General features: G+C 72.3%; 24 protein-coding genes and 1 pseudogene. 14 read left to right on the forward strand and 11 right to left on the reverse strand.

Translation table 11 applies throughout. The annotated features are described in order from the left end of the window. Both EEJ42_RS02755 and EEJ42_RS02760 read left to right on the forward strand, forming a co-directional pair. Nucleotides 1-219: pseudogene (locus EEJ42_RS02755) on the forward strand (TetR family transcriptional regulator); the annotation flags it as partial. Continuing rightward, a complete protein-coding gene (locus EEJ42_RS02760; RefSeq protein WP_123098434.1) occupies nucleotides 216-1736 on the forward strand; it encodes an MFS transporter in 1521 nt (506 codons plus the stop codon). The pseudogene EEJ42_RS02755 and the gene EEJ42_RS02760, both read left to right, overlap by 4 nt. Here the strand turns inward: EEJ42_RS02760 and EEJ42_RS02765 are convergent. The 5 genes from EEJ42_RS02765 to EEJ42_RS02785 form a co-directional block, all read right to left on the reverse strand. Continuing rightward, entirely contained in the window at nucleotides 1627-2694 is a 1068-nt protein-coding gene (locus tag EEJ42_RS02765; protein ID WP_123098435.1) for a zinc-dependent alcohol dehydrogenase family protein, read from the reverse strand. The two genes, EEJ42_RS02760 and EEJ42_RS02765, sit on opposite strands and share 110 nt — an antisense overlap. Before the next feature lie 57 nt (nucleotides 2695-2751). Next, nucleotides 2752-3549 (reverse strand): SDR family NAD(P)-dependent oxidoreductase, encoded by a 798-nt coding sequence (locus EEJ42_RS02770; RefSeq protein ID WP_123098436.1) that lies wholly within the window; start codon nucleotides 3547-3549, stop codon nucleotides 2752-2754. 84 nt (nucleotides 3550-3633) lie between these two features. Continuing rightward, nucleotides 3634-3987 carry a hypothetical protein gene (locus tag EEJ42_RS02775; RefSeq protein WP_123098437.1) on the reverse strand — a complete coding sequence of 118 codons (354 nt, stop codon included), beginning with the start codon at nucleotides 3985-3987 and terminating at the stop codon, nucleotides 3634-3636. Between the two features lie 62 nt (nucleotides 3988-4049). Continuing rightward, on the reverse strand, nucleotides 4050-5219 hold the full coding sequence (locus tag EEJ42_RS02780; protein ID WP_123098438.1) for an amidohydrolase family protein: 1170 nt from the start codon (nucleotides 5217-5219) through the stop codon (nucleotides 4050-4052). A 3-nt stretch (nucleotides 5220-5222) separates the two neighbouring features. Beyond that, complete coding sequence (locus tag EEJ42_RS02785) at nucleotides 5223-6623, reverse strand: type I glutamate--ammonia ligase (protein ID WP_123098439.1); 1401 nt, start codon at nucleotides 6621-6623, stop codon at nucleotides 5223-5225. Nucleotides 6624-7469: 846 nt separating this feature from the next. On the opposite strand from EEJ42_RS02785, the gene EEJ42_RS02795 reads away from it, so the two are divergent. Further along, entirely contained in the window at nucleotides 7470-8621 is a 1152-nt protein-coding gene (locus tag EEJ42_RS02795; protein WP_123098440.1) for a glycoside hydrolase family 88/105 protein, read from the forward strand. 57 nt (nucleotides 8622-8678) lie between these two features. On the opposite strand, the gene EEJ42_RS02800 is transcribed toward EEJ42_RS02795, so the two are convergent. Both EEJ42_RS02800 and EEJ42_RS02805 read right to left on the reverse strand, forming a co-directional pair. Then, a complete protein-coding gene (locus EEJ42_RS02800; protein WP_123098441.1) occupies nucleotides 8679-9761 on the reverse strand; it encodes a PQQ-dependent sugar dehydrogenase in 1083 nt (360 codons plus the stop codon). An 11-nt stretch (nucleotides 9762-9772) separates the two neighbouring features. Further along, nucleotides 9773-10579, reverse strand: coding sequence for a hypothetical protein (locus tag EEJ42_RS02805; protein ID WP_123098442.1), 807 nt, complete (start codon nucleotides 10577-10579; stop codon nucleotides 9773-9775). Between the two features lie 309 nt (nucleotides 10580-10888). On the opposite strand from EEJ42_RS02805, the gene EEJ42_RS02810 reads away from it, so the two are divergent. The 7 genes from EEJ42_RS02810 to EEJ42_RS02840 all read left to right on the forward strand — a co-directional run bounded on the left by EEJ42_RS02810 (nucleotide 10889) and on the right by EEJ42_RS02840 (nucleotide 17265). After that, complete coding sequence (locus tag EEJ42_RS02810) at nucleotides 10889-12385, forward strand: glycoside hydrolase family 28 protein (RefSeq protein WP_123098443.1); 1497 nt, start codon at nucleotides 10889-10891, stop codon at nucleotides 12383-12385. A gap of 59 nt (nucleotides 12386-12444) precedes the next feature. Further along, complete coding sequence (gene pqqA, locus EEJ42_RS02815) at nucleotides 12445-12588, forward strand: pyrroloquinoline quinone precursor peptide PqqA (RefSeq protein ID WP_009712687.1); 144 nt, start codon at nucleotides 12445-12447, stop codon at nucleotides 12586-12588. A gap of 21 nt (nucleotides 12589-12609) precedes the next feature. Next, nucleotides 12610-13563, forward strand: a complete 954-nt coding sequence (gene pqqB, locus EEJ42_RS02820; protein ID WP_342778235.1) for a pyrroloquinoline quinone biosynthesis protein PqqB — start codon at nucleotides 12610-12612, stop codon at nucleotides 13561-13563. After that, nucleotides 13560-14258, forward strand: a complete 699-nt coding sequence (gene pqqC / locus EEJ42_RS02825; RefSeq protein WP_123098444.1) for a pyrroloquinoline-quinone synthase PqqC — start codon at nucleotides 13560-13562, stop codon at nucleotides 14256-14258. The genes pqqB and pqqC overlap by 4 nt, the downstream gene beginning before the upstream one ends. After that, nucleotides 14255-14521 carry a pyrroloquinoline quinone biosynthesis peptide chaperone PqqD gene (gene pqqD / locus EEJ42_RS02830; protein WP_123098445.1) on the forward strand — a complete coding sequence of 89 codons (267 nt, stop codon included), beginning with the start codon at nucleotides 14255-14257 and terminating at the stop codon, nucleotides 14519-14521. Before pqqC ends, pqqD begins: the two co-directional genes overlap by 4 nt. Next, nucleotides 14518-15654 carry a pyrroloquinoline quinone biosynthesis protein PqqE gene (gene pqqE, locus EEJ42_RS02835; RefSeq protein ID WP_123098446.1) on the forward strand — a complete coding sequence of 379 codons (1137 nt, stop codon included), beginning with the start codon at nucleotides 14518-14520 and terminating at the stop codon, nucleotides 15652-15654. The genes pqqD and pqqE overlap by 4 nt, the downstream gene beginning before the upstream one ends. Nucleotides 15655-15741: 87 nt before the next feature. Continuing rightward, entirely contained in the window at nucleotides 15742-17265 is a 1524-nt protein-coding gene (locus tag EEJ42_RS02840) for an SDR family NAD(P)-dependent oxidoreductase (RefSeq protein ID WP_246095988.1), read from the forward strand. Between the two features lie 47 nt (nucleotides 17266-17312). On the opposite strand, the gene EEJ42_RS02845 is transcribed toward EEJ42_RS02840, so the two are convergent. Next, on the reverse strand, nucleotides 17313-18578 hold the full coding sequence (locus tag EEJ42_RS02845) for a glycosyltransferase family 4 protein (RefSeq protein WP_123098447.1): 1266 nt from the start codon (nucleotides 18576-18578) through the stop codon (nucleotides 17313-17315). A gap of 173 nt (nucleotides 18579-18751) precedes the next feature. On the opposite strand from EEJ42_RS02845, the gene EEJ42_RS02850 reads away from it, so the two are divergent. Together EEJ42_RS02850 and EEJ42_RS02855 are read left to right on the forward strand one after the other, a co-directional pair. Further along, complete coding sequence (locus EEJ42_RS02850; protein ID WP_123098448.1) at nucleotides 18752-19456, forward strand: response regulator transcription factor; 705 nt, start codon at nucleotides 18752-18754, stop codon at nucleotides 19454-19456. A gap of 2 nt (nucleotides 19457-19458) precedes the next feature. Then, the gene (locus EEJ42_RS02855) at nucleotides 19459-20859 is read left to right on the forward strand and encodes a sensor histidine kinase (protein ID WP_123098449.1); all 1401 of its coding nucleotides are present in this window, start codon (nucleotides 19459-19461) and stop codon (nucleotides 20857-20859) included. Between the two features lie 36 nt (nucleotides 20860-20895). Here EEJ42_RS02855 and EEJ42_RS02860 read toward each other — a convergent pair whose 3' ends face one another. The 3 genes from EEJ42_RS02860 to EEJ42_RS02870 are packed head-to-tail and all read right to left on the reverse strand — an operon-like array spanning nucleotide 20896 to nucleotide 22879. Then, a complete protein-coding gene (locus tag EEJ42_RS02860) occupies nucleotides 20896-21717 on the reverse strand; it encodes an SAM-dependent methyltransferase (RefSeq protein ID WP_123098450.1) in 822 nt (273 codons plus the stop codon). Then, nucleotides 21714-22019: a DUF397 domain-containing protein gene (locus EEJ42_RS02865; protein ID WP_123098451.1), complete on the reverse strand. Its 306-nt coding sequence runs from the start codon at nucleotides 22017-22019 to the stop codon at nucleotides 21714-21716. Before EEJ42_RS02865 ends, EEJ42_RS02860 begins: the two co-directional genes overlap by 4 nt. Before the next feature lie 2 nt (nucleotides 22020-22021). Continuing rightward, complete coding sequence (locus tag EEJ42_RS02870) at nucleotides 22022-22879, reverse strand: helix-turn-helix domain-containing protein (RefSeq protein WP_123098452.1); 858 nt, start codon at nucleotides 22877-22879, stop codon at nucleotides 22022-22024. Between the two features lie 274 nt (nucleotides 22880-23153). Here EEJ42_RS02870 and EEJ42_RS02875 point away from each other — a divergent pair, with 274 nt between their 5' ends. Further along, nucleotides 23154-23576, forward strand: coding sequence for an ATP-binding protein (locus EEJ42_RS02875; protein ID WP_063736392.1), 423 nt, complete (start codon nucleotides 23154-23156; stop codon nucleotides 23574-23576). A gap of 32 nt (nucleotides 23577-23608) precedes the next feature. After that, a complete protein-coding gene (locus EEJ42_RS02880) occupies nucleotides 23609-24544 on the forward strand; it encodes a TAXI family TRAP transporter solute-binding subunit (RefSeq protein ID WP_123098453.1) in 936 nt (311 codons plus the stop codon). The last annotated feature ends 53 nt before the right edge of the window (nucleotides 24545-24597 follow it).

Consider the following 24597-nt stretch of genomic DNA (forward strand, 5'->3'; position numbering starts at 1 on the left):
GACCGCGAAGCGGGGCTCGCCGCGCCGCGCGCGGCGCTGGCCGCCCTGCTGGAGCCGGACCGGGAGAGCCTGCGGCTCGCCCCCGAACGACTAGCGGACTCCTTTCAGTTGCTGCTCATGTTCGCCGGGCGGCCGGGCGTGAACGACCCGCTGACCACCGACGAACTGGTGGACCTCTTCCTGCACGGCGCGTTCACCGGGCCGGGGGAGGGCCGGTGACCGCATCCGAGGGGTATGCGCAGCTCAGCTCCCGCCGCCGGACCCTGATCACCCTGTCCCTGCTGGCGTGTGCGTTCCTGGCCATGCTCGACGGCACCGTGGTCGGCACCGCCCTGCCCCGCATCGTCGAGCAGATCGGCGGCAGCGACAGCTGGTACGTCTGGCTCGTCACCGCCTATCTGCTGACCTCCTCGATCAGCGTGCCCGTCTACGGCCGCTTCTCCGACCTGTACGGCCGCCGCCGACTGCTGCTGAGCGGGCTCGCCCTGTTCCTGGCGGGCTCCCTCGCCTGTAGCCTCGCCGGTTCCATGGAAGCGCTGATCATCTGCCGCGCCGGGCAGGGGCTGGGCGCCGGGGCCCTGCTCACCCTCGGCATGGCCCTGATCCGCGACCTCAACCCGCCCTCCCGCACGGAGGGGTTGATCCGCATGCAGACGGCGATGGGCACGATGCTGGTGCTCGGCCTGGTCGGCGGCCCGATCGTCGGCGGTCTGCTGGCCGACCACGCCGGCTGGCGCTGGGCGTTCTGGCTCAACCTCCCCATCGGCCTGGCCGCCGCGGCCGTCCTCGTCCTGGCCCTACCGGACCGCCGCCCCGCCGAGGCGCCGTCCGGGCGGCTCGACGTGGCGGGGGTCCTGCTCCTCATGGCCGGTCTCTCACTGACCCTGACCGGTCTCAGCCTGAAGGGCACCCCGGCGGGCGGGCGCACCCCGCCCTGGACGGACCCCACCGTCGTCGGGTGTCTGCTCGGCGGTCTGGTGCTGCTCGCCCTGCTCGTTCCCGTCGAGCGCCGCGCGTCCGTCCCCGTGCTGCCGCTCCGCCTCTTCCGGCACCGCACCTACAGCGCCCTGCTGACCGGCGGGTTCTTCTTCCAGGCCGCCGCCATGCCGGTCGGCATCCTGCTGCCGCTCTACTTCCAGCAGGTACGGGGTCACTCCGCGACCACCTCCGGGCTGCTGCTCCTGCCCCTGATGGTCGGCATGGCGCTGAGCAACCGGCTCACCGCCGCCGCGATCCTGCGCAGCGGCCACACCAAACCGGTGCTCCTGACCGGCGCCGGACTGCTCACCGCCGGGACCGCCGCGTTCTTCGCCCTGGACGCGGCGACACCGACGCCCCTGATCTGCGGATGGCTACTGATCGCCGGGCTCGGTACGGGGCCCGCGATGGGCGGCATCACCATCGCGACCCAGAACTCCGTACCCGCCGCCGACATGGGCACGGCGACCGCGGGCTCGGCCCTCGCCAAGCAGATCGGCGGCACCTTCGGGCTGGCCTGCGCGCAGTCCCTGATGGGCCGTCAGGGCGCGGTCGCGGCGAGCACCCCGGCGATCGGCTCCACGATCGCCTGGGGCGGGGCCGCCGCGGGAGTCCTCGCCCTCGCGGCGGTCTTCGCGATGCGCGACATCACGATCCCGACCCCGTCGGGGCGCGGTGGGGCTCTATCACCGTCACCCCGCCCTTCGCCGCCGACGGCAGCGCGGACAGGGCCTCGGGTACGGCGTCCAGACCTATGACGTCGGTGACCAGCAGGTCCGGCCGCAGCGTCCCGGCGTCGACCATCTCCATCATCGGCCCGTACGCGTGCGCTGCCATGCCGTGGCTGCCCAGCAGCTGGAGTTCGAGCGCGATGACCCGGTCCATCGGGAGCATCGGGTTTCCGGCGGCGGGCGGCAGCAGGCCGATCTGGACATGGCGGCCGTGGCGGCGGAGGCTGCCCACCGAGGCCGCGCAGGTACGGGGCGAGCCCAGCGCGTCCACGGAGACATGGGCGCCGCCGCCCGTCGCGTCCGCGACGGCCTCGGCCACCGAGCCCAGGGTGGAGGACGCGTCCACACAGACCGCCGCGCCGAAGCGGGAGGCCAGGGCGAGCGCCCGGGCGGAGATGTCGACCGCGACGACCCGCGCCCCGCACGCCGCCGCGATCATGACGGCGGACAGCCCGACCCCGCCGCATCCGTGCACCGCGACCCATTCGCCCGGGGCGACCCGGCCCTGCGTCACCACCGCGCGGAAGGCGGTCGCGAAGCGGCAGCCGAGCGAGGCGGCGGTGGTGAACGGCAGCTCGTTGCGGATGCCGACGAGGTTGACGTCGGCGTTCTCGACCGCGACGTACTCGGCGAACGACCCCCAGTGGGTGAACCCCGGCTGCGTCTGCCGCTCGCACACCTGCTGGGCGCCGTCCGCGCACGCGGCGCAGCGCCCGCAGGCGCAGACGAAGGGCACCGTGACCCGCCGGCCGGGGCGCCAGTTCAGGACGTCGGGGCCGATCTCCTCGATGGTGCCCGCGAGTTCATGGCCGGGGACGTGCGGCAGCCGGATGTCCGGGTCGTGGCCCATCCAGCCGTGCCAGTCGCTGCGGCACAGCCCGGTGGCCTCGACGCGGATGACCACGCCGCGCGGGGAGGGGGTGGGATCGTCGACGGTCCGCACCTCGGGCCTGCGCCCGAAGTCGTCGAACACCACAGCACGCATAACCCGCTCCCTCGCTCGAACTCCCGGTGGGGTCGCCCGAACCTACACCACGGCCTGCTAGCGCTTGTCGCGCTGTCCGTCGGCGAGTTGCCGGGACGTACGATCGGCGCCCGCCTGGCGCTGGGCGCGCTCCGCCAGGGTGGGGAAGAGGCCGCCGAGGGCGCTGCCGAAGCGCAGCTCCAGCGGGGCCACGTTCACCTCGGCCCGGTTCCGTTCGATCGCGCGGACAGTGGCGGCCGCCACCCGGCGGGTGGTGATGGTGCGCACCCCGGGGGGTGTGGAGGCGCCGGAGTCGGCGAACATCCCGGCGTCGCCGACGAACCCGGGCTGCACCAGCGTGACCCCGACGCCCGTGCCGTGCAGGTCCTGCCGCAGCCCGAGCGCGAAGCCGCGCAGCCCGAACTTGGCCGCGTTGTAGAGCGCGGCGCCGGGGGAGGCGGTACGGCCCGACAGCGAGCCGATCATCACCAGTTGCCCGGACCCCGCGGCCACCATCCGCGGTGCCATCAGCCGGGACAGCAGCAGCGGGGCGCGCAGATTGACGTCGAGGGCGCGGTCGAGGTGGTCGGTGTCGTAGCCGAGGACGTCACCGCTGGAGGGCAGCGCGGCGTTGGCGATGAGGATGCGGGCGTCGGCCGCCTCCGCCTCCTCGACGAGCTGCTCCACATCGGACCGTTCGGCCAGGTCGGCCACGATCGGAGTGGCGCCGAGCCGCTCGGCCAGCGGCCGCAGCACCTCCTCGCGGCGCCCGGTGAGCAGCAGCTTGGCGCCCTTGGCGGCGAGAGCCCGGGCGAGGGTCTGCCCGATGCCCCCGGTCGCTCCGGTGAGCAGGACGGTGGTGCCGCTGATCCGCATGCGTTCTCCTCCGGGGACGGTGGTGTGAGGGGGACGGTGCTGCGCACCGCCGCCCCACGCCGAACCGTACCCGCCGGTACACCATCACGCGCCTCCGGGATCCATGCCGCTGACCCGGGCTATCGCCTCGACCTCGCGCCGGTCGTTCTCCTGCTGGTTGCCGAACTCGACGACCAACTGGAGCCCGTGCGGCCCCAGCAGACTGGTCAGCTTGGCCAGCTCCCGCCCGAGAGCGGGGGTGAACAGATCCCGGTCGAGCGCGGTGAACGGTACGTCGATACCGGTGGGGCCGCCCGCGGACCGGCCCACGATGGCGTCGTTGATGCCGTGCAGGATGCGCAGCAGCAGATCGTACGACGCGGGGTCGAGGCGCGACTGAAGGTCGGCCAGGTGGAGTGCGAACTGCTTGGCGCGCTCCAGGAATTGCTCTTCGTCCATCTCACCATCGTGGCGAAAACCGTCGCCGAGCGCCCCGCGAACCGGGGATTCTGCGGTCCAGGCTAATGATCACGGGCGATTGTGCTGCCGAGCCCGTACACTCGGCGCGCGTTGTCCGCGCCGAGGAGCGCCGCCACCCGCCCGGCGTCGCCGCTCGACCACGCGCCCTCGCGCACCCACTGGTCCAGCAGCCCGGTCAGCGCCTCCCGGAACAGCCGCGCGCCCACCACGTACAGCTCGGGCAGCCCGTAGGCGTCGGTGGAGAACAGCACCTTGCCGAAGGGGGCCAGCTCCAGCATCTCGGCGAGCACCGCCCCGGCCCGCGCCCCGGTGTGGGTCAGGGACAGGCCGACGTCGGCGTAGACATGGGGGAAGACGGCGGCGAGGTAGGCCGCGCCGCGGTGGTACGGATAGCCGTGCAGCAGGATCAGCGAGCAGCCGGTGGGGCGCACGGCGCGGATGAAGTCGGTGAGCGCGAGCGGATCGCAGCGGTCCAGCCGCAGATCCGGATCGCCGAAGCCGGTGTGCAGCTGGAGCGGCAGCCCGGTGCGGGCCGCGGACCACAGCAGATGGCGCAGCAGTACGGGGTCGGTGACCCGGGCGGCGGGCGCGCCGCCCTCGGCGCGGTGGGCGAGCCAGCGCTCGGCCGCGGTGTGCACGGCGGCGGGGGCGGGTGGATCGGGTTCGAAGTGGAGGCCGTAGCGGTAGGCGGCCACCGATTTGAAGCCCGCGGTGGTACGGGCGGCCTCCCGGATCCCGTCGGCGAGCCCGGCCAGGAAGTCGTCGGCGCTGCGCGAGGTGTCGGCGGTCCGCTCCGCGAGGTGTTCCAGCCGGACGATCTCGTGCGCGGTGCCACCGGCCGCCGCGGCCAGCTCGTCCGGGGTGGTGAGATCGCCGGGGAGGCCGGTGTCGACGAGGAACTCGGTGATCCCGGCGGCGCTCAGCAGCCGCCGGTTGACCTCCCGTACCCCCAGCTCCCGCCGCCGGGCGAGGTAGCGGGCGGGCGGGCAGTGCGGTTCCAGGTCGAGCAGCGGCGGGCACCAGCGGCGCAACGCGAAGCCCAGCTGGCTGTCGAAGAAGGTGGTGCCGAGCGCGGCGGGCGCGTCGGACTCGGTCAGGAACGCCTCGAACGCGGCGGGGTCCAGTTCACGGCGGGCCACCCCATGACAGTGGTGGTCCACCAGCGGCGGCAGAGACAGCCCGGTCGGTGCCGTCCCCTCGGCGGAGCGCATCGTTCAGTACCGTCCCCGGGTCGCGGCCGCGATCTCCTGCGGGGTGGCCTTTTCGAACAGCGCCGCCTCGGCGCGGCGTACGGCGGCGATGGCCTCGAAGAGCGGCTCGCCCAGCGCCTCGCGCAGCACCGCCGAGTCCTCGAAGTGCTCCAGCGCGCCGAGCAGCGAGGTGGGCAGCCGCCGCTCCCGGCCCGTCCCCGCCGGGTCGCCGGAGACCGGTGGTGGCAGGGTGAGCCCGGCGTCGAGTCCGGCGAGCCCGGCGGCGATGACGGTGCCCGTCACCAGATAGGGGTTGGCGGCCGGGTCGAAGCACTTGACCTCGGCGTTGGCTCCGCCCGGGTCGTCCGGGGCGCCGGTGATGAAGCGCAGCGCGGCCTCGCGGTTCTCCAGCCCCCAGCACTGGTACGCCCCGGCCCACCGGGAGGGTTCGAGCCGCAGATAGCTCGCCGGAGAGGGGGCGCCGATGGCGAGCAGGGCGGGCAGGGCACGCAGCACTCCGGCGAGGAACGCCTCGCTGGTCGCGGTCATGCCGTGCGGTCCGTCCCCGTCCCGGCACAGGTTGCGCTCGCCCTGCCACAGACTCAGGTGCAGATGGCCGCCGTTGCCGACCGTGCCCGCCTCGGCGACCGGGCCGAACAGCGGGGTCAGCCCGTGCCGTGCCGACACCCCGCGAATCGTTTCGCGAACCAGGACGGCGAGATCGGCGGCGCCCACCGGGTCCGCGGGCGCCACGGACACCTCGAACTGCCCGGCCGCGTACTCCGGATGCAGCTGAAGCACCTCCACGCCCTGGGTGTGCAGCGTGTCGAGTACGTCGGCGAGGTAGCCGGAGAGGTCGACCAGGCGCGCCATGCCGTAGGCCGGGCCCCTACCGGCGTAGTGCGGGCCGGGGGCGGCGTTGTACGGGCCGGGGCGGCCGGGCGTGTCGTCCGTACCGCCGGTGCCGCCCGTGGTGACGACCCACTCCGTCTCGAACCCCATGCGCAGCGCGATGCCCCGCCCGTGCGCCCGCTCGGCCATGCGGCGGGCGAACAGCCGCTGGCAGGCGGGGTGTTCCAGGCCGGACTGGGCGTATCGGTCGGCCGGTGCCCAGGCCCAGCCTGGCTGGGCGGCCAGCGCGGTGAGCCGGTCGAGATCGGGGAAGAGCCGCAGATCGCCGTCGGGCCCGCCGATATGAGGGCTCGTCGTCATGGAGTCGTCCACGAGGTACACGTCGAAGACGGGGGACATGCCGACGCCACGCCGTGCGCTGTGGGCGAGCCGCCCGGTGGGCACGGACTTGACGCGGGTGAGCCCCGCGTTGTCCACCCAGGTCAGGGCGATGCCATGGATGCCCTGCGCGGTGAGCCGGTCGGCTTCCTGCCGCGCTCGTGCCTGTGCCTGTTCGCGATCGCCCGTCCCCATGGGCTACCTCCTCCGCCGCGGCCTGTATGCCGAGACTATTGCCTGTGGGGGGCATTATGGTGACGGATTGTCCCGATCGCATACGGGGTGTGACGGTGGGATATGCCTTCCCCATAACCGTCGCGAACGTCCCCGGCTGGTTTCAACGGCCCAGGTGCTCGGTGATGTCGTCGAGGACGACACGCGCGGCGGTCGGCGCGGCGTGGAGGTACCAGGGGTCGTCGTCCACCGTGACGGTGTGTCCGGCGCGCACCGCGTCGAGCTTCTTCCACAGCGGATTGGAGAGACAGGCGCCCGCGTCCGTCTTCCCGGGGCGGGTCCAGCGCGGGTGGTGGCGGCGGGCACGAGGCCGAGGGTGAGCAGATCGTCCAGCTGTCCGGTGCTGATGGCCGCGATGCGCTGCGGCTTCGCCTCGACCGGTGTGCTGCCGAGTTCGTGGACGACGGTGCGGGGGAAGGCGCCGTCCGCCTGCCGGGTGCCCGGCCGCTGTGCGGACGCCGACGACGAGTCCGCGGACTGCGCCGCCAGGACCAGTTCCACCGCCCGGGCGTCCACCGCCCCGGCGTCGCCCCCGCCCTCCCGGCCGATCCACCTCGGCGCGGTCAAGGTGGTGCTCACGCCGATGGGCAAGCGGGTCCGGGGCGCGGGGACGATGGAGTTCGAGCGTGCCCCGACACAACACGCCCGGGCTGAGGCTCGCCCCCGCCACCGGCCGGTTGGTGACCGGGCCGTTGACGGGGGGGGATGCGGATCCGGCCCTTTCCTCCGCTTTTGCCCCGGTACGGTGCGCTCGACGCTATCCTTGGCGTGTACATGGCATCCTGAACTGAAAAGAGGGAACTCCCCATGATCAGACGCAGGACCGTACTCGCGAGCGCGCTCGGCATCGGCGGCGGCCTTCTGCTGCCGGGGACCGGGGTGGCCCACGCGGCAGCCCGGACGGACTGGTCGCGGGCGGTGGTGGACTCCACCCTCGCCCGCTACCCGGACCCGGCCTCGCTCGGCGGCTGGGGCTACACCCGGGGGCTGTTCCTGCTGGGGGCGTACCGCGTCTACCAGCGGGTGGGCGAGCCCTCGTACCTGGCGTACATCAAGCGCTGGGTGGACAAGTTCGTCGACGCCGACGGCCATATGAGCCGCACCTTCGACAACCTCGACGCCATGCAGTCCGGCAACCTGCTGCTGATGCTCCATCGGGAGACCGGCGACCCGCGCTACCGGACGGCCGCCGACCAGATCCGCGCCCGCTTCGCCGACTATCCCCGCACCGTGGACGGCGGCATGTGGCACGCCACCGGCAAGACCAACGAACTGTGGGGCGACGGCGTCTTCATGGCCCAGCCGTTCCTGCTGCGGTACGGCATCGCCTACGGAGACAAGAGCTACGCGTACGACGAGGTCACCCGGAACCTCTCGGTGTACTTCCGCCACCTCAAGGCGTCGAACGGGCTGATCTACCACGCCTACGACGCGGACGGCGACGCCCCCTGGAACCCGGACGACACCACCGGCACCTCCGCCCACTTCTGGGCCCGCGCCATCGGCTGGACCGCGATGACGCACATCGAGGTGCTGGAGATGCTGCCCGCCCGCCATCCGCGCCGCGCCGAACTCATCGCCAACGTACGGCACTTGGCCAAGGGATTCCTGCGCTACCAGGACCGGGCGACCGGCCGCTGGTTCCAGGTCGTCGACAAGGCGAGCGAGCCGGGCAACTGGACCGAGACCTCGGCCTCCAGCATGTACACCCTGATGCTGCACGCCGCCCTGGGACACGGCTGGATCCGCGGTGGCGACTACGCGGCGGCGGCGCGCCGCGGCTACCGGGGCGTCCTGGACAAGGTGACGGTGGATCCGGACGGGCTGACCAACATCGCCGACATCAGCGAGGGCACCAACGTCGGTGATCTGGCCTACTACCTCGGCCGCCCCCGCAACACCAACGACCTCCATGGCCTGGGCGCCTTCCTGCTGATGAACGAGCGGCTGGCGTACTGACGCGGGCGTACGGTCGCGCTCCGCGGGAAGCGCGACCGTACGCATGCGGCGGGCGCGCTACTTCAGCTCGACCTGGAACACCTTGTCCGCGCCGTCCGGCTCCCCGCCGTTGTTGTCGGCGTTCGTCGTGGACAGCCACAGCGTGCTCTTGCCGGGGACCGTCTCGACGGTGCGCAGCCGCCCGTACGAGCTGGTGTAGTACGCCTTCGGGGTGCCCGCGCTCGTCCCGTCCACCGGGATCCGCCACAGCCGCTCGCCCCGGAGCGCCGCCATGTAGAGGGCGCCGTCGGCGTAGGTGACCCCGCTGGGCGATGCCTCGCCGACGGACCACTGGCGCTTGGGGTTGGTCATCCCGGAGGTGGAGCAGCTGCCCTCGCAGGTGGGCCAGCCGTAGTTCTTGCCCGCCTCGATGAGGTTGAGTTCGTCGTATTGGCTGTTGCCCAGCTCCGCCTCCCACAGCCTGCCCTGAGCGTCCCAGGTGAGGCCCTGCGGGTTGCGGTGGCCCAGGGAGTAGACGAGGGTGCCGAACGGGTTGCCGGGGGCTGCCTTGCCGTCGGTGGTCATCCGCAGGATCTTGCCGTTGAGCGAGTTCTTGTCCTGCGCGTTGCTGGATGTCTGTGCGTCCCCGGTGGTGGCGTACAGATAGCCGTCCGGGCCGAACTTGAGGCGCCCGCCGTTGTGGTACTTGTTCTTCTTGATGCCGGTGACGATCGCCTTGTAGCCGCTCAGTGAGGAACCGTCGTAGGTCATGCGGGCGATCCGGTTGCCGTCCGACGCCGTGTGCATGATGTAGACGTAGTGATCGGTGTTCCAGTTCGGGGAGACCGCGAGGCCCATCAGCCCGCCCTCGCCGCTGGTCGTCACCACGTTGGGCACCGTGCCCACCTGGGTCTTGGTGCCCGACTGGGTGAGCTTGAAGAGTTTGAACGAGTCCCGCTCGCTGATCAGCGCCGAGCCGTCCGGCAGCCAGCTCAGCCCCCAGGGGATCGACCAGCCGGACGAGACGGTCGTGATGGCCGAGGGGACGGAATCGGCCGCGGCCGGTGCGGCGTTGCCGGTGCCCGCCTGGGTGAGCAGCAGCCCGGCGGTGAGCGCGGTGGTGGCGGCCGCGGCCACCAGGGTGTTCCGACAGCTCTTCATCGCCTCTCCTCCTACTGGAGCTTGTACGCCTTGAAGTTCCGGGTGAGCAGATACGTGGTCTTGAGGCCGCTGCTGTTCAGGCTCCGGTAGATGCCCCACTTGGGCCGCAGGTAGTTCTTGCCGCGCCACAGGTCCAGGCCGGTGCGCTTGTACGAGGCGACTTCCTTGCCGCCGGTGGTCACCGACCAGTCGGCGTATGCGCCCGAGTCGGCCGCCTTGACCTCGACCGACACATCGCTCCAGGCGCCCTGGAGCGGCGCCATGTCCGCGGCCCCGGCCTCGGTCAGGTTGTCGTCGTCGTCCGAGGTCCGTATCTCGACCTTCGGGCCGTCGCCGTGCTGGTGCAGCGACATGGTGAACAGCGGGGCGGCCACGTCCCCGACCTTGATCTGCATGATGTGGGTGAAGCTCGTGGTCGCGTCGAGCGTGTCCGGCACGTACATCTGGTACTGGATCCGCCAGGTCTCGTTCTTGAGGATCTTGACGGCGGAGCCGTCCTGCTTCATGCCCCGGACCTCGTTGCGCTGGCGGTCGGTGCTGGTGTCCACGTCCCTGGGGTAGTGCATGTCGGTCCGGAAACCGCCCTGGGAGGGGTAGATGTGGGTGGTGCCGGGGTGGGAGTCGGCGCGGTCGTCCTCGGCGCCCTCGAAGGCGCTGGCGACACTCGCGCCCGACGCGGGGTTCCACTTGAGGCTCCAGGACGCGGCCGGCGCCTGCGGGGAGCGCTCGGTGCCGTAGGCGACCGCGGCCGGAGCGATCAGTGCGGCGGTGGCCGCGAGGGCGAGGGCGGTGCGCGGTAAGAGCGGTGGGCGCTCCATCAAGGATTCTCCTGTCTGATCCTTGTTCACATTGGGGGACTGTGAAGGTAGGAGGTATGACGTAATGAGTCAAGGAATGGTGTGGACCAAGAAGTTGGTCACCCCGGGATTGCCACGCCTGATTCCCTCAACTACCTGCACGTTCCGCTTGTTTCCTTGAGCTGTGCAGCCCGTGTGCGTCGCAAGAGATCGGAGGATTTTGGCTGCGCGCTTCTTGACCGGACACCGACAGGCAGTGACGCTGCAACAGAAGTGACTTAGCGACAGAACGGGACCTGACCGCACCCCCCGAGACCCGAAGGGCGCCTCATGACGCGATGGACACGCCTGCGCTTCTCCGCCGCCGCGGCGGCCGCGGCGTGTGTGCTCGCCGCGGTCCCCCCGGCCGCAGGCGCGGCCCCCGCCGCCAGGACGTACGACGTGCGCGACTACGGAGCCACGGGCGACGGCACGACCCTGGACGACGACGCCATCGACCGGGCGATCGACGCGGCAGCCGCCGCTCCCGGCCGCGGCACCGTGCTGTTCCCGCCCGGCACCTACAAGTCCCGCACCCTCCACCTCAAGAGCGACATCACGCTGCACCTCGCCAAGGGCGCGACGCTGCTCGCCGCACCCGGTGGCATGGACGAGGCCGAGCCCAACCCGTGGGACGCCTACCAGGACTTCGGCCACAGCCACTTCCGGAACGCGCTGCTGACGGGCGAGAACATCCACCACCTCGCCATCACCGGCTCCGGCACCCTCGACGGCGACGGACTGGGCACCAGCAACACCCTGGAACCCGGCGTCGGCGACAAGATCCTCTCCCTCAAGCGCTGCGCCGACCTTGACATCAAGGACGTCACCTTCACCCGGGGCGGCCACTTCGCGCTGCTGCTCAACGGCTGCGACGGGGTACGGATGACCCGCACCAAGGTGCTCACCAGCACCGACCGGGACGCCGTCAACCTCATCAACAGCCGCCACGTCGACATCGGCCACTCCCGCATCGAGGGCCGTGACGACGGCGTCGTCCTCAAGAGCGACTACGCGCTGGGCCGGACCTACACCAGCCAGGACATCCGGGTCCATGACTCCGACGTGCTGTCCACCGAGAACAACGCCCTCCAGTTCGGCTCGGAGACCTGCGGCGACTTCCGCGACATCCGCTTCGACCGGCTCCGGATCGGCGGTGGGGGCAAGGCGGCCATCGGCATCGTTTCCATGGACGGCGCCGACATCAGCGACGTGCGCTACTCGGACATCACCATGACGAAGGGCGCCACCCCCGTCTTCATCAAGATCGGCGACCGCAAGCGCTGCCCGGGCGCCCCGGCCGCGGGCCGGATCCACGACATCCGCTTCCGACACGTCACCGGCACCGGGCTGACCCACCCGGTCACCGGCGTCGACTACACCAGCACCATCACCGGAGCCCCCGGCGCGGACGTCACGGACATCACCTTCGACCGGGTGCGGCTGACCGTCCCCGGGGGCCACCCCGCCTCCGACGCGGAGCTCGTCCCCGGCGAATACCTCACCGACTACGTCCCCAAGACCTATGGGGTACGCCCCTCCTACGGCTGGTGGATCCGGCATGCCAAGGACATCACCTTCACCAACAGCGCCGTCACGACCGACACCAACGACGACCGGCCCGCGTTCGTCGCCGACGACGGGGTAGGCATCACCCTCGACCGGGTCACGGCGCAGCGCGGCACCGCCAGCCCGTACGACGTGGGCTTCAGCGGTGTCAGCGGCCCCGTGGTCCGGCACAGCACCACCACCGACGGCGAGGCGCTGCGGATCAGGACCACCGGCTGACGTCTCCGCCGAGTCCCCTTGCCCAACCCACACCGGAAACCGGAAGGCAGGTCAATGCCATGAACGAAACCGTGCGGCAGACGGCTCCCGAGGCGGTGGACCACACCCGGACCCCCGCGCCGGAAACAGCCTGGCAGACCCCCGACTACGTGGTCGTCGAGACCGCGCTGGAGGTCACCGCGTACTCACTCAACGCCCGCTGACGGCAGCCGCCATGCGCGTGCGTGTGCTCGGCACCGCGGCGGGCGGCGGCGTACCCCAGTGGAACTGCGCGTGCCCCGGATGCTCCGGGGCACGCGCCCACCCGGGGCGGCGCCGCCGCCACGCCTCGCTCGCCGTACGGGCCGCCGAAGGCCGCTGGTACCTCGTCAANGCGGCGCCGCCGCCACGCCTCGCTCGCCGTACGGGCCGCCGAAGGCCGCTGGTACCTCGTCAACGCCACCCCCGACCTCGGCGACCAGGTCGAGGACTGCCCCGAACTGCACCCCGGACCTGAACCGCGCCACACCCCGCTGGCCGGGGTGATCCTCACCGACGCCGAACTCGACCACACCCTCGGCATCGCCCGGCTGCGCGAGGGGGACGGCGTGGAACTGCACACCACCGCCGCGGTGCGCCGGGCCCTGCTGACCGGACTCCACCTCGGCGAGGTGCTCGCCCCCTACACCCGGCTCGACTGGCACGAGCTGCCGACCGGGGCCGCCCGACCGGTCGCCCCCGACGCCGACCTCACCATCGCAGCCGTCCCGGTCTCCGCCAAACGCCCCCGCTACGCCGCCGAGTTGGGCGGCGACGAGGACGACTGGGTCGTCGCCCTGCACCTGCGGGACCGCGCCACCGGCCGCTCCCTCCTCTACGCCCCCGCCCTCGCCGCCTGGCCCGACGCCTTCCAGCGGGCCGCCGAGGAGGCCGACTGCGTCATCGTCGACGGCACCTTCTGGGACGACGAGGAGCCCCTGCGCAGCGGCTTCGGCTCCCGCACCGCCACCGCCATGGGCCATCTGCCGGTCGACGGACCCGGCGGCACGGCACCGCGGCTCGCCGCACTCGGTGCCCGCACCCTGTACACCCACCTCAACAACACCAACCCCCTCAACGACCCGGCCGCGCCCCAGCACGCGGTGCTCGCCGGACGGGGCATCGAGGTGGCCGCCGACGGGATGGTGATCGAGTTATGACCCGGAGCCTCGAAGAGCGGCTGCGCGCCGTCGCCCAGGAGCGCTACCACGACCGGCACCCCTTCAACCTCCGCATGCACGCGGGCGAACTCACCCCCGCCGAACTGCGCCGCTGGATCCTCAACCGCTTCCACTACCAGCGCCACATCCCCGTCAAGGACGCGCTCATCACCGCCAAGCTGGACACCCCGCGGCTGCGCCGGATGTGGCTGCGCCGCATCCAGGACCACGACGGCGCCGCCGACGGCGAGGGCGGTATCGAGCGGTGGCTGCGGCTCGGCGAGGCCGCGGGCATCGGCCGGGAACGGCTGCTGACCGGCGCCGACGTGCTGCCCGGGGTACGGCTCGCGGTCGACGGCTACGTCAACTTCTGCCGTCTGGGCACCCCGCTGGAAGCCGTCGCCGCCTCGCTGACCGAACTGTCCGCCCCCGGCATCATGCGCACCCGCATCGAGGCGTTCGAACACCACTACCCGTGGATCGAGCGCGAAGGGCTCCGCTACTTCCGGGACAGGGTGAGCCAGGGCAGCCGGGACAGCGCCGAGGCCCTCGACCTCGTGCTGACCTGGGCCTGCACCCCCGAGGACGAGGAGCGGGCGGTCGCGGCGCTGACCTTCAAATGCGATGTGCTGTGGTCCCTGCTGGACGCCGTGGACCACGCCGACACCAAGGACGCGGCGGGGGAGGGGACATGACGGCCCCGGCCGCATGGCGGCCGGCCCTGGCCCCCGCGGTGCACCTGCGCCACGACCGGGTGCGCGAGGTGGACCTGCTGGTGATGCCCGAGCGCGTCGTGGTCCTGCGCGGCACCGCCGGAACCGTGCTGCGGCTGTGTGACGGCGACCGCGACCTCGACACCATCGTGGGCGAACTCTCCGAACGCTTCCCCGGCGCCCCCGTGGCCACCGAGGTCCCGGCGTTCCTGGACCGGATGCACGAGGAGGGCTGGATACGGTGACCGCTCACTCCCAAGGGCACTCCCAAGGGCACCCCCAGGGGGCCGCCCACCCCCGCCCGTGGGCGCTGCTCGCCGAGCTGACCCACGGCTGCCCGCTGCACTGCCCCTACTGCTCCAACCCCCTCCAGCTGGTGCGCCGCTCCCGCGAGCTGACCGGCGAGGAGTGGGAGCGGGTGCTGCGCCAGGCGGCGGAGCTGGGCGTCGTCCACACCCATCTCTCCGGCGGCGAACCGCTGCTGCGCCGGGACCTGGAGGCGATCGTCGCCGCGGCCGCGTCCGCCGGGCTCTACACCCAGCTCGTCACCAGCGGCGTGGGGCTGGACGAGGCCCGGCTGACGGCGCTGACCGGGGCCGGGCTGCACAGCGTCCAGCTCTCCGTCCAGCACGCCGACCCCGGGGCCTCCGACCGGATCGCCGGACACCGCTCGTTCGCCGCCAAGGAGCGGGCCGCCGGCCTGGTGCGGGAGGCGGGCCTGCCGCTGGGCGTCAACGTCGTCCTGCACCGCGACAACCTCGACGCGCTGGACCCACTGATCGAACTGGCCGTGGCCTGGGGCGCCGACCGCATCGAACTCGCCAACACCCAGTTCTACGGCTGGGCCCTGCGCAACCGCGCCGCCCTGCTGCCCACCCGCGAGCAGCTCGCCCGGGCCCGGGAGGGCGTCGCGCGATGGCGCGAGAAGCTCGGCGGCCGCACCGAGCTGGTGTGGGTCCTCCCGGACTACTTCGAGGGCGTCGCCAAGCCCTGCATGGGCGGCTGGGGCGCGGTCTCGCTCACCGTCGCGCCCGACGGCACCGTCCTGCCCTGCCCCGCCGCGGCCGCCCTGCCCGGCCTCGACCCGCCGAACGTCCGCGACCACGCGCTGGAGTGGATCTGGGACCACTCCGCCGCCTTCAATCGCTACCGCGGCGAGGAGTGGATGGCCGAACCGTGTCGTAGCTGCTCCCACCGTGCCGAGGACTTCGGCGGCTGCCGCTGCCAGGCGTACGCGCTCACCGGGGACGCCGCCCGCACCGACCCGGCCTGTGCCCTCTCGCCCGATCATGGCCTGATCCGTTCGCTGACCGGCCCCGCTCCGGCGGCGGAGACCCCGCCTCCGGGCTTTACGTACCGCGGGTACGGGAGGGGGTGAGACCGCCCGGGTTTGGCGCAACCGTCCCCGCTTCCGTACAGTTCGGCCGTTAACCAGGGAGAACAGAACCAGAAAGCGGCAGCGGCGATGACGGTGACTGACGACGGCCGGGCCCAGCACACGGAGGCCGGGCAGCCGGGGGCTGAGCACCCGGGGGCCGAGGCGCCCGGTATCGACGAGCCCGGTATCGACCCCGAGCGCCTGGCGACCTGCCTGAGCGTCCTCGAGGAACTGGACCGGCTGCCCATCGACCACCCCGACGCCATCACGGTGCGCCGGGCCACCGCCGGCATCTACCGCACCGTGAAGCAGCGCAGGCGCTCGGAGCGGCGGGCCGCCAAGACCGCCAACGACAAGGCGGTGACCGAGGCCACCGCCACCGGCGCCGCCGACCGCATCGACGACGAGACCCTGGGCCGGGCCCTCAGCAGCTCGGTCACCACCGAGATCGCGGGCATCCTGGAGCGCCCGCGCTCCTGCTACGTGTGCAAGACCCGGTACGTCGAGGTCGACGCGTTCTACCACCAGCTCTGCCGCGACTGTGCCGCCGAGAACCGGGCCCGCCGGGACGCCCGAACCGACCTCACCGGCCGCCGGGCGCTGCTCACCGGCGGCCGCGCCAAGATCGGCATGTACATCGCCCTGCGGCTGCTGCGCGACGGCGCCCACACCACCGTCACCACCCGCTTCCCCAACGACGCGATCCGCCGCTTCACGGCGATGCCGGACAGCGCCGAGTGGCTCCACCGGCTGAAGATCGTCGGCATCGATCTGCGCGACCCCGCCCAGGTCATCGCGCTGGCCGACGAGGTGAGCGCCGCCGGGCCGCTGGACATTCTGATCAACAACGCCGCGCAGACCGTGCGCCGCACCCCGCAGGCGTACGCGGAGCTGATAGCGGGCGAGTCGGCGCCGCTGCCCGCCGGGGAGCTGCCCGAGGCCGTGGTCCTCGGCGCCTTCGGCAGCGGCTCCCAGACCGCGCTGCCCGGGCCGCGCCGTGAGCGGGACGGCGCGCTGACCCCCCAGGACCTCACCGCCCTCGCCCTCACCAGCGGCTCCGCCTCGCCCGCCCGGATCGAGGCGGGCACCGCGATCGACGCGGGCGGGCTCGTCCCGGACCTGGACCCCACCAACACCTGGATCCAGCGGGTCCACGAGGTGGACCCGGTCGAGATGCTGGAGGTGCAGCTGTGCAACGAGACGGCGCCCTTCATCCTGGTCAGCAGGCTGCGCCCGGCGATGGCCGCCGCGCCCGCCCGGCGGAAGTACGTGGTCAACGTCTCCGCCATGGAGGGCAAGTTCGGCCGCGGCTACAAGGGGGCGGGCCATCCGCACACCAACATGGCCAAGGCCTCGCTCAACATGCTCACCCGCACCAGCGCCCGTGAGATGTTCGAGTCCGACGCCATCCTCATGACCAGCGTCGACACCGGGTGGATCACCGACGAGCGGCCGCACCCGGACAAGATGCGGCTCGCGGCCGACGGCTTCCACGCCCCGCTCGACCTGGTGGACGGCGCGGCCCGGGTCTACGACCCGATCGTCCGGGGCGAGCAGGGCGAGGACCTCTTCGGCTGCTTCCTCAAGGACTACGCGCCCACCACCTGGTAGGAGCCGAAGTCAGGAGCCGGGCCCTCGCGCGGGCCCGGCTCCCGCCATCACGCCTTGGCGCTCTTCCCGCCCGCCACGGGCAGACGACGGCGGAAGGCGCGCTTCCAGCGGCGGACCTTACGGCGGTACTCGGCCCGCAGCCGGACCCGGGTGCGCTCCCACTTGCGCGCGAACCGGCTCGACGCCAGCTCCTCGAAGAGCCGCTCGTAGCGCTCGGCGATCGGCTCCGGGTCGTACGTCCGCGCGCTCTCCAGCGCCGCCGCGGCCATCGCGCGGCGGCCCGGCTCGTCGTCGATCAGGTCCCGCAGCGCCTGCGCCATCGCCTGCTTGTCGCCGACCGGGATGAGGCGACCCGTGACCCCGTCCTCGATGATCTCGGCGGGCCCCAGCGGGCAGTCCGTGCTCACCACCGGCACCCCGCAGCGCATCGCCTCCACGATCGTCATCCCGAACGACTCGGCGTCCGAGGCGACCGCGACGATCGACGCCTTCGCGAACTCCTCCTCGATCGGCGAGTACGGCCCCATCAGCTCGGCGCTTCCGGTCAGCCCGAGCTCCTCGATGCGCTCCTGGAGCCGATCCTTCTGGGTACCACCGCCGTAGATCCGCAGCCGCCACTCCGGATGCTTGGGCGAGACCTCCGCGAAGGCGTCTATCAGCAGATCGAAGCGCTTGCCGCGGACCAGCCGCCCGGCCGCCGCGATCACCGGCGCGGTGCCCTCGGAGGGCGGGGCAGCGGGCTCGGGGACGCTGTTCGGTATCGCGAGGGTCCACGCCCCCGGCAGCGGCATCTTCGCCCGGTACACCGCCGCGTCCGCCTCCGTCGTGGTGACGACGGCGTCGAGCTCGCGGTAGTACGGCGCCAGCTCGGCGCGCAGCTTCTTGCTGTGCGCCTCGTACCGCAGATGCTCCTGCGCGATGCGCAGGGCCTTGCGCGGGCCGAAGCGTGCGAGGTACACATTGACGCCCGGCCGGGTGCCGATGATCACGTCGGCGTCGGAACCCTCCAGATACCGGGCGATCCGCACGTCCATCAGCCGGTTGTACTGGTGGTTCCGCTTCTCGTGGACGGGAAAGTCCCGGGTGCGCTCCGCGAACAGCGGATCCCGCGCGTCGTGGCCGCCGGGCCGGGTGTCGACCAGCGGCACCAGCCGCACCCGCGGGTCGATCGTGAAGCGCGGCTTCCCCCGGTGGCGCATCATCGAGACGATCTCCACGTCGTGGCGCTCCGCCAGCGCCGCGGCGAGGTTCAGCGTGGTGCGTATCGTTCCGCCGATCCCATAAGCGTTGTGCAGCAGGAATACGATCTTCATTCGGTGTCTCTCCGGCTGGTGGCAACACCGGGGCGCGATCCCCCCGGAACGTACTGGGTACCCTGTCCCGGCTCGGTAAGCCGGTCGCGTGAGTAAGGTGAGAGCCGGGTAAGAACCGCAGCTCCGGGGGGATGCGGGGGACCGCACCCGACGGGCCTTGGCAGACTCGTCGTGTGACCAACACCGTGCTGCTCGCCGAGGACGACCGTGCCATCCGCCATGCGCTGGAGCGCGCCCTGACGCTGGAGGGATACCGGGTGACCGCGGTGTCCGACGGCGTCGAGGCCCTGGCGGCCATCCACCGTGAGCACCCGGACGTGATCGTGCTGGACGTGATGATGCCGGGAGTGGACGGCATCCAGGTGTGCCGGGTGCTGCGCGCCGAGGGCGACCGCACCCCCGTCCTCATGCTCACCGCGCGGGTGGAGACCGCCGACCGGATCGAGGGACTGGACGCGGGCGCCGACGACTACGTGGCCAAGCCGTTCGACGTCGACGAGGTCTTCGCCCGGCTGCGCGCGCTGCTGCGCCGCGTCGCCCCCGTACCGGAGCCCGCGGCGGAGGGCACCGTCTTCGACGCCACACTGGCGGTGTCCGACCTGAGGATCGACCCCTCGGCGCGCCGGGTGTGGCGGGGCCGTACGGAACTGGAGCTGACCCGCACCGAATTCGACCTGCTGGAGCTGCTGGCCCGTAACGCGGGCATCGTTCTTGATCATGGCACGATCTACTCTCGCATCTGGGGCTATGACTTCGGCCCCGGATCGAAGAACCTGGCCGTATACATCGGCTATTTGCGCCGCAAGGTCGACCAGGCCGGACTCACCCCGCTCATCCACACGGTGCGCGGCGTCGGCTACACCCTGCGGGAGGAGTGAACGTGCGCTTCCCCCTCCGCCGTCATCCACGGCCCAGCCTGCACACCACCTTCGCGCTGTCCTTCGCGGCGGTGGCGGCCGTGGTGACCCTCCTGGTGGGCTTCCTCAGCTACGACGCCGCGGCCGGGCTGGTGCGGGTCGACCAGAAGTCCGCGTTCACCGATGTCATCCGCGATCTGCGGACCCAGGTCCGCGGCCAGAAGGTGATCCTGCGGCAGTACCCCTCCGAGGTCCCGGTGCCCTACGGGCTGCGCGACGACCTGCGCCGGATCAGCCGCATGGACGTCCAGGTGCTGGGCGGCCGGGGCGGTGTCTACGACGAGGGCAAGCCGCCGCTGCCGGTCGGCGACGAGGACCGGGAGACCGCCGCGGCCGCCACCGCGGGCACCACCCGGCAGCGCAACATCTCCATCGGCGAGGACGACTACCGGATGGCCACCGTCGCGCTCGGCGACCACCGCGGCGCCGTGCAGGTCGCCCAGCAGATCAGCGACACCGAGGATCTGCTGCGCGAACTCCAGAAGCGCACCGCGCTGTTCGTCGTCGCGATCATCGTGGCCGCCGGGCTGGCCGGGTGGTGGCTCGCCGGACGCATCACCCGGCGGCTGGTACGGCTCACCCGGGTCGCCGAGGGCGTCGCGGTCACCGGCCGGATGGAGGTGGCGGTCCCGGTCGCCGGGGACGACGAAGTGGGGCGGCTGGGCCGGGCGTTCGACGGCATGCTCGGTAGGCTCGCCCGCTCCAAGGACGACCAGCGGCGCCTCGTCCAGGACGCCGGACACGAACTGCGCACGCCGCTCACCTCGCTGCGCACCAACATCTCGCTGCTGAGCCGCTTCGAGCAGCTGCCGCCCGCCGCGCGCGACGAGCTGCTGGCCGATCTGGCGGGGGAGACCCGGGAGCTGACCGACCTCGTCAACGAGCTGGTGGACCTGGCGGCCGGTCAGCGGGACGACGAGCCGCGCACGGAGGTGTCCCTCGACGAGGTCGCCACCAAGGCCGCGACCCTCGCCCGCCGGCGCACCGGCCGCGACATCACGGTACGGGCCGAGGGCGACACCCTCGTCGAGGGCCACCCGGCCGCCCTGCTGCGCGCGGTCTCCAACCTGGTGGAGAACGCCGCCAAGTTCGACCGCGACGGCACCGGGCCCGTCGAGGTCGTGGTGAGCGGGCACCGTGTCGAGGTACGCGACCGGGGGCCCGGGATCGCGGAGGAGGACCGCGAGCGGGTCTTCGACCGCTTCTACCGCGCCGCCGGCGCCCGCAGCCTGCCCGGCTCCGGGCTGGGTCTCGCCATCGTGCGCGAGGTGGCCCTCGCACACGGCGGCACGGTCTTCGCCCGCCCCCGCCCCGGCGGCGGCGCGGTCCTGGGCTTCACCGTGGACGGCCCCGAGGAGCCGTAACGGCGCCCTGAGGAGCCGTAACGGCACCACCCGCTCCTACGGCTTGCGGGCCACCCCGGCCCACATGTTGATGTCCGCGCTGCGGATCTCGTCCGGGCGGTCGCCGGGGTCCGGCTTCCAGGCGTGCGGCTCCGAGACGCCCGGGTCGACCAGCTCCAGACCGTCGAAGAACGCCGCGACCTCGCTCCGGTTGCGGGTCGTGAAGGATATGCCGCTCTCCTTGTAGACGGCGATCACCTTCTGCCACGTCTCCGCGTGGAAGTCGGCCGTGGAGTGCGTCAGCATCAGATAGCTGCCCGGGGCGAGCGCGCCCATCAGCTCACGCACGAGCTCGTACGGCTTCTCCTCCTCCGGAATGAAGTGGAAGAGCGCGTTCACCGACATCGCGACCGGCTTGCTCAGGTCCAGCGTCTCCCGCAGCTCGGTCGCCGTGATGATCCGCTGCGGTTCGCGCACATCGGCCTGGACGTACGCGGTGCGGCCCTCGGGGGTGCCGCGCAGCAGGGCCTGGGCGTAGGCGAGCACGATGGGGTCGTAGTCGGTGTAGACGACCCGGGCCTCCGGGGCCACGCTCTGGGCGACCTGGTGCAGGTTCGGCTCGGTGGGGATGCCGGTGCCGATGTCCAGGAACTGCCGGATGCCCGCCTCGGCCGCCAGCCAGCGCGTCGCCCGGTGGATGAAGCCGCGGTTGACCGTGGCGTTGAGCTTGACGGTCGGGTAGACCGACAGCACCTTGCCGGCGGCCTCCGCGTCGACCTCGTAGTGGTCCTTGCCGTTGAGGTAGAAGTCGTACATCCGAGCCGAGTGCGGCTTGCTGGTGTCGATCTGCTGGTCCGGGGCGAGTCCGTAGTCGGTCACGCCGCCCTCCGTTCCGGTGCGTTAGCCGCCGAGGTGGCCAGGTTGTTGTTGTCGGGTCGGGTGAGGAGGAAGTCCGCGGCACCGGCCTTGGCGCCCTGGATGAACTTCTCCATCTCGTGGTGGGTGTAGATCAGCGCGGGGCCGTCGGGGTCCGTCGACTGCCGCAGGGCGATCCGCCCGTCGTGCAGCATCAGGGCCTCCACGCACGCACCGCCGTTGGGGCCGCTCCAGGGCTTGCGCCAGCCTTCCGTCGCCAGACGGGTGGCCGGCATGCCGTTGTAGACGTCTTCTACCTGATCCACAGTCACAGCTCCTTGCGAATCTCTCGGAGAAAGCCCTCCGTGCGCCGCGCCGGTGTGGCCCGGGTGCCCATCTGGTCCAGTGCCTCCAGATAGGCGGCCACATCGGTGCGCTGGTCGAGATAGCCGGCGCCGGTCAGGCCCTCGGCGTAGACGATGTCCGGCAGTTCCGGGATCTGGAACCGGAACAGCTGGAAGGGACCTCCCATGCCCGGATGCGGCCCGGCGGCGAACGGCACCACCTGGAGAGTCACATTCGGCATCTGGATGGCCTCGATGAGGCGGTCGATCTGGGCGCGCATGATCTTCGGCCCGCCGATGTGCAGACGGAGCACCGTCTCGTCCATGACGGCCCACAGATGCGGCCCGTCGGGTCTGGAGAGCAGTTCCTGACGCTCCATCCGCAGGGCGACCCGCCGGTCGAGCTCCTCCTCGGTGCCCTGCGGGAAGCCGATGCGCAGCAGCGCGCGGGCGTAGTCCTCCGTCTGGAGCAGGCCGGGGATGAAGTGCGGTTCGTACGCGCGGATCCGGCTGGCGGCGCCCTCCAGGCTCACGTAGAGGCTGAACCAGTCCGGCAGCACATCGCGGAACCGGTGCCACCAGCCCGGCCTGTTGGCCTCCTCGACGAGTCCGAGGAAGGACTCCACCTCGTCCTGTCCGACGCCGTAGGTCAGCAGGAGCTTCTCGACGTACGGGAGCTTCAGGCCGACTTCGGCCTTCTCCATCCGACGCACGGTGGTCTGGTTGACATGCAGCGCCTTGGCGGCCGTGTCATAGCTGACTCCGGCTCGCTCGCGGAGGTGCCGCAGCCGCATGCCGAGGACCATCTGCCCGACGGTCGGGGCAGACCGCGCTTCACCCACGTCATACCTCCTCCGACGGTGTTGTGCGTCTCAGTGTGCCATGCTCGGTGTGGGCGGCACAGACTGCGTTGGCCATTCTGCATTTTGCAGAACGCGCCTTGCCAACTGATGCTCGCAGGAACGATAGTGGCGTCGTGACCGGTCCCAACGTGGCTGCCCTGTCGCGCACTTGCGGCAGTCGCGTACGGGCGGCATTCACGCCCCCACAGGCAGACGGACGGACGGAAGGCACATGGCCGTGGCATTGCGTCAACGCTCGACGATGGCACCTCACATGAGCTCCGCCGGCGTTGATACGGCCCTCCGCCAGGAGAGTCTGCAACTCCCCGCCCGGGGTGCCTCGGTCGCCGCCGCGCGACGGCTCGTCCGGAACCGGGTGCCCCACTGGGGCTTCGACGAGGACGTGTGCGGCGCGGCCGAGCTGGTGATGTCCGAGCTGTTCACCAACGCGCTCGTGCACACCGCGAGCGACCAGATCCTCTGCGTGCTCCGCGCCCAGGAGCGGCGCTCGCTGTACGTCGAGGTCGCCGACCAGGGCGGCGGCCCGCTCGGCCCCATGCCCCGGGAGGCGGGCGTGGAGGACGAGAGCGGCCGCGGCCTGGCCCTCGTCCGCGCCCTGACCGAGGCCTGGGGCGACCGGCCGGGGGCGGCGGGCGGCCGCGTGGTGTGGGCCCAGCTCAGCGCGCTGGCCCGCTGACCAGTACGTACTCCGGCGGTTAGCATCGCCGGGTGCACACCGTCCCACGCCGCCTGCTGCTGGCGCTCGCCGCGGGCGGGCTCGCCGGTTGTTCGGACCCCGGGCCCTCCGCCCGGGTGCGGCTGGCCACCGGCCCGCGGGGCGGGCCCTACGCCACCTTCGGCAGCAGACTGGCCACCGAGGCGCACCGCGCCCACCACGGGCTCACCGTGCGGGTCCTCACCACCGCGGCGAGCGTGGAGAACCTGCGCATGCTGGGCGACCGCCGGGCCGACCTCGCGCTCACCCTCGCCGACAGCGCGGCGGACGCCGCCGCGGGGCACGGCCTCTTCCCGCGGAAGATCGCGGTCGCGGCCCTCGCCCGGCTGTACCTCAACTATCTGCACCTGGTCGTGCCCGCCGACTCCACGATCGAGCACCCTGCCCAGCTGGCCGGGCGCACGGTCTCCCTCGGCGCCGCCGAGTCCGGCACCTCGACGACCGCCGGACGGGTGCTCGGCGCCGCCGGGGTCCGCGACGTCCGCGCCGTACGCCTCGGGCTCGGCGCCTCCGCCGACGCGCTCACCGACGGGCAGGTGGACGCCTTCTTCTGGTCCGGCGGCGCCCCCACCTGGGCCATCTCCCGGCTCGCCCGCCGCCGCCCGCTCCGCCTGATCCCCCTCGGCGGGCTCGCCCGCGCGCTGCGCCGCGACCACGGCCCGGTCTACGAGGAGGTCTCCGTCCCGGCCGGTGCGTACGGGATGCGGGGCCCGACCCCCACCGTGGGCACGCCCAGCTATCTCGTCTGCCGCTCCGGGCTCGCCGACGGTACGGCCCGCGCGCTCACCGATGTGCTCTTCGAGCGCCGCGACCGGCTGCCGGTGCCGGACGCGCCGGGCAGCCGCCTGGACGAGCGGTACGCCATCGGCACCGGCACCGTCCCCCTCCACCCGGGCGCGGCCGCCTACTACCGCGCCGCCTACGGCTGACGGCCCGGCCCGCCGCGGGCTCCGCCCGCTGCCGAGCGGCGCCGGGACGGCCC

Source organism: Streptomyces botrytidirepellens, from assembly GCF_003721215.1.
Classification (GTDB): Bacteria; Actinomycetota; Actinomycetes; order Streptomycetales; family Streptomycetaceae; genus Streptomyces; species Streptomyces himastatinicus.

What these genes read in the sequence shown, in the direction of transcription:
- EEJ42_RS02775 (WP_123098437.1), bottom strand. Translation starts at nt 3,987, where the DNA reads ATGGACGAAGAGCAATTCCTGGAGCGCGCCAAGCAGTTCGCACTCCAC.
- EEJ42_RS02765 (WP_123098435.1), bottom strand. Translation starts at nt 2,694, where the DNA reads ATGCGTGCTGTGGTGTTCGACGACTTCGGGCGCAGGCCCGAGGTGCGG.
- EEJ42_RS02805 (WP_123098442.1), bottom strand. Translation starts at nt 10,579, where the DNA reads ATGGAGCGCCCACCGCTCTTACCGCGCACCGCCCTCGCCCTCGCGGCC.
- EEJ42_RS02840 (WP_246095988.1), top strand. Translation starts at nt 15,742, where the DNA reads ATGACGGTGACTGACGACGGCCGGGCCCAGCACACGGAGGCCGGGCAG.
- EEJ42_RS02810 (WP_123098443.1), top strand. Translation starts at nt 10,889, where the DNA reads ATGACGCGATGGACACGCCTGCGCTTCTCCGCCGCCGCGGCGGCCGCG.
- EEJ42_RS02875 (WP_063736392.1), top strand. Translation starts at nt 23,154, where the DNA reads ATGAGCTCCGCCGGCGTTGATACGGCCCTCCGCCAGGAGAGTCTGCAA.
- pqqA (WP_009712687.1), top strand. Translation starts at nt 12,445, where the DNA reads ATGAACGAAACCGTGCGGCAGACGGCTCCCGAGGCGGTGGACCACACC.
- EEJ42_RS02780 (WP_123098438.1), bottom strand. Translation starts at nt 5,219, where the DNA reads ATGCGCTCCGCCGAGGGGACGGCACCGACCGGGCTGTCTCTGCCGCCG.
- pqqD (WP_123098445.1), top strand. Translation starts at nt 14,255, where the DNA reads ATGACGGCCCCGGCCGCATGGCGGCCGGCCCTGGCCCCCGCGGTGCAC.
- EEJ42_RS02845 (WP_123098447.1), bottom strand. Translation starts at nt 18,578, where the DNA reads ATGAAGATCGTATTCCTGCTGCACAACGCTTATGGGATCGGCGGAACG.
- EEJ42_RS02795 (WP_123098440.1), top strand. Translation starts at nt 7,470, where the DNA reads ATGATCAGACGCAGGACCGTACTCGCGAGCGCGCTCGGCATCGGCGGC.
- EEJ42_RS02770 (WP_123098436.1), bottom strand. Translation starts at nt 3,549, where the DNA reads ATGCGGATCAGCGGCACCACCGTCCTGCTCACCGGAGCGACCGGGGGC.
- pqqC (WP_123098444.1), top strand. Translation starts at nt 13,560, where the DNA reads ATGACCCGGAGCCTCGAAGAGCGGCTGCGCGCCGTCGCCCAGGAGCGC.
- EEJ42_RS02785 (WP_123098439.1), bottom strand. Translation starts at nt 6,623, where the DNA reads ATGGGGACGGGCGATCGCGAACAGGCACAGGCACGAGCGCGGCAGGAA.
- EEJ42_RS02800 (WP_123098441.1), bottom strand. Translation starts at nt 9,761, where the DNA reads ATGAAGAGCTGTCGGAACACCCTGGTGGCCGCGGCCGCCACCACCGCG.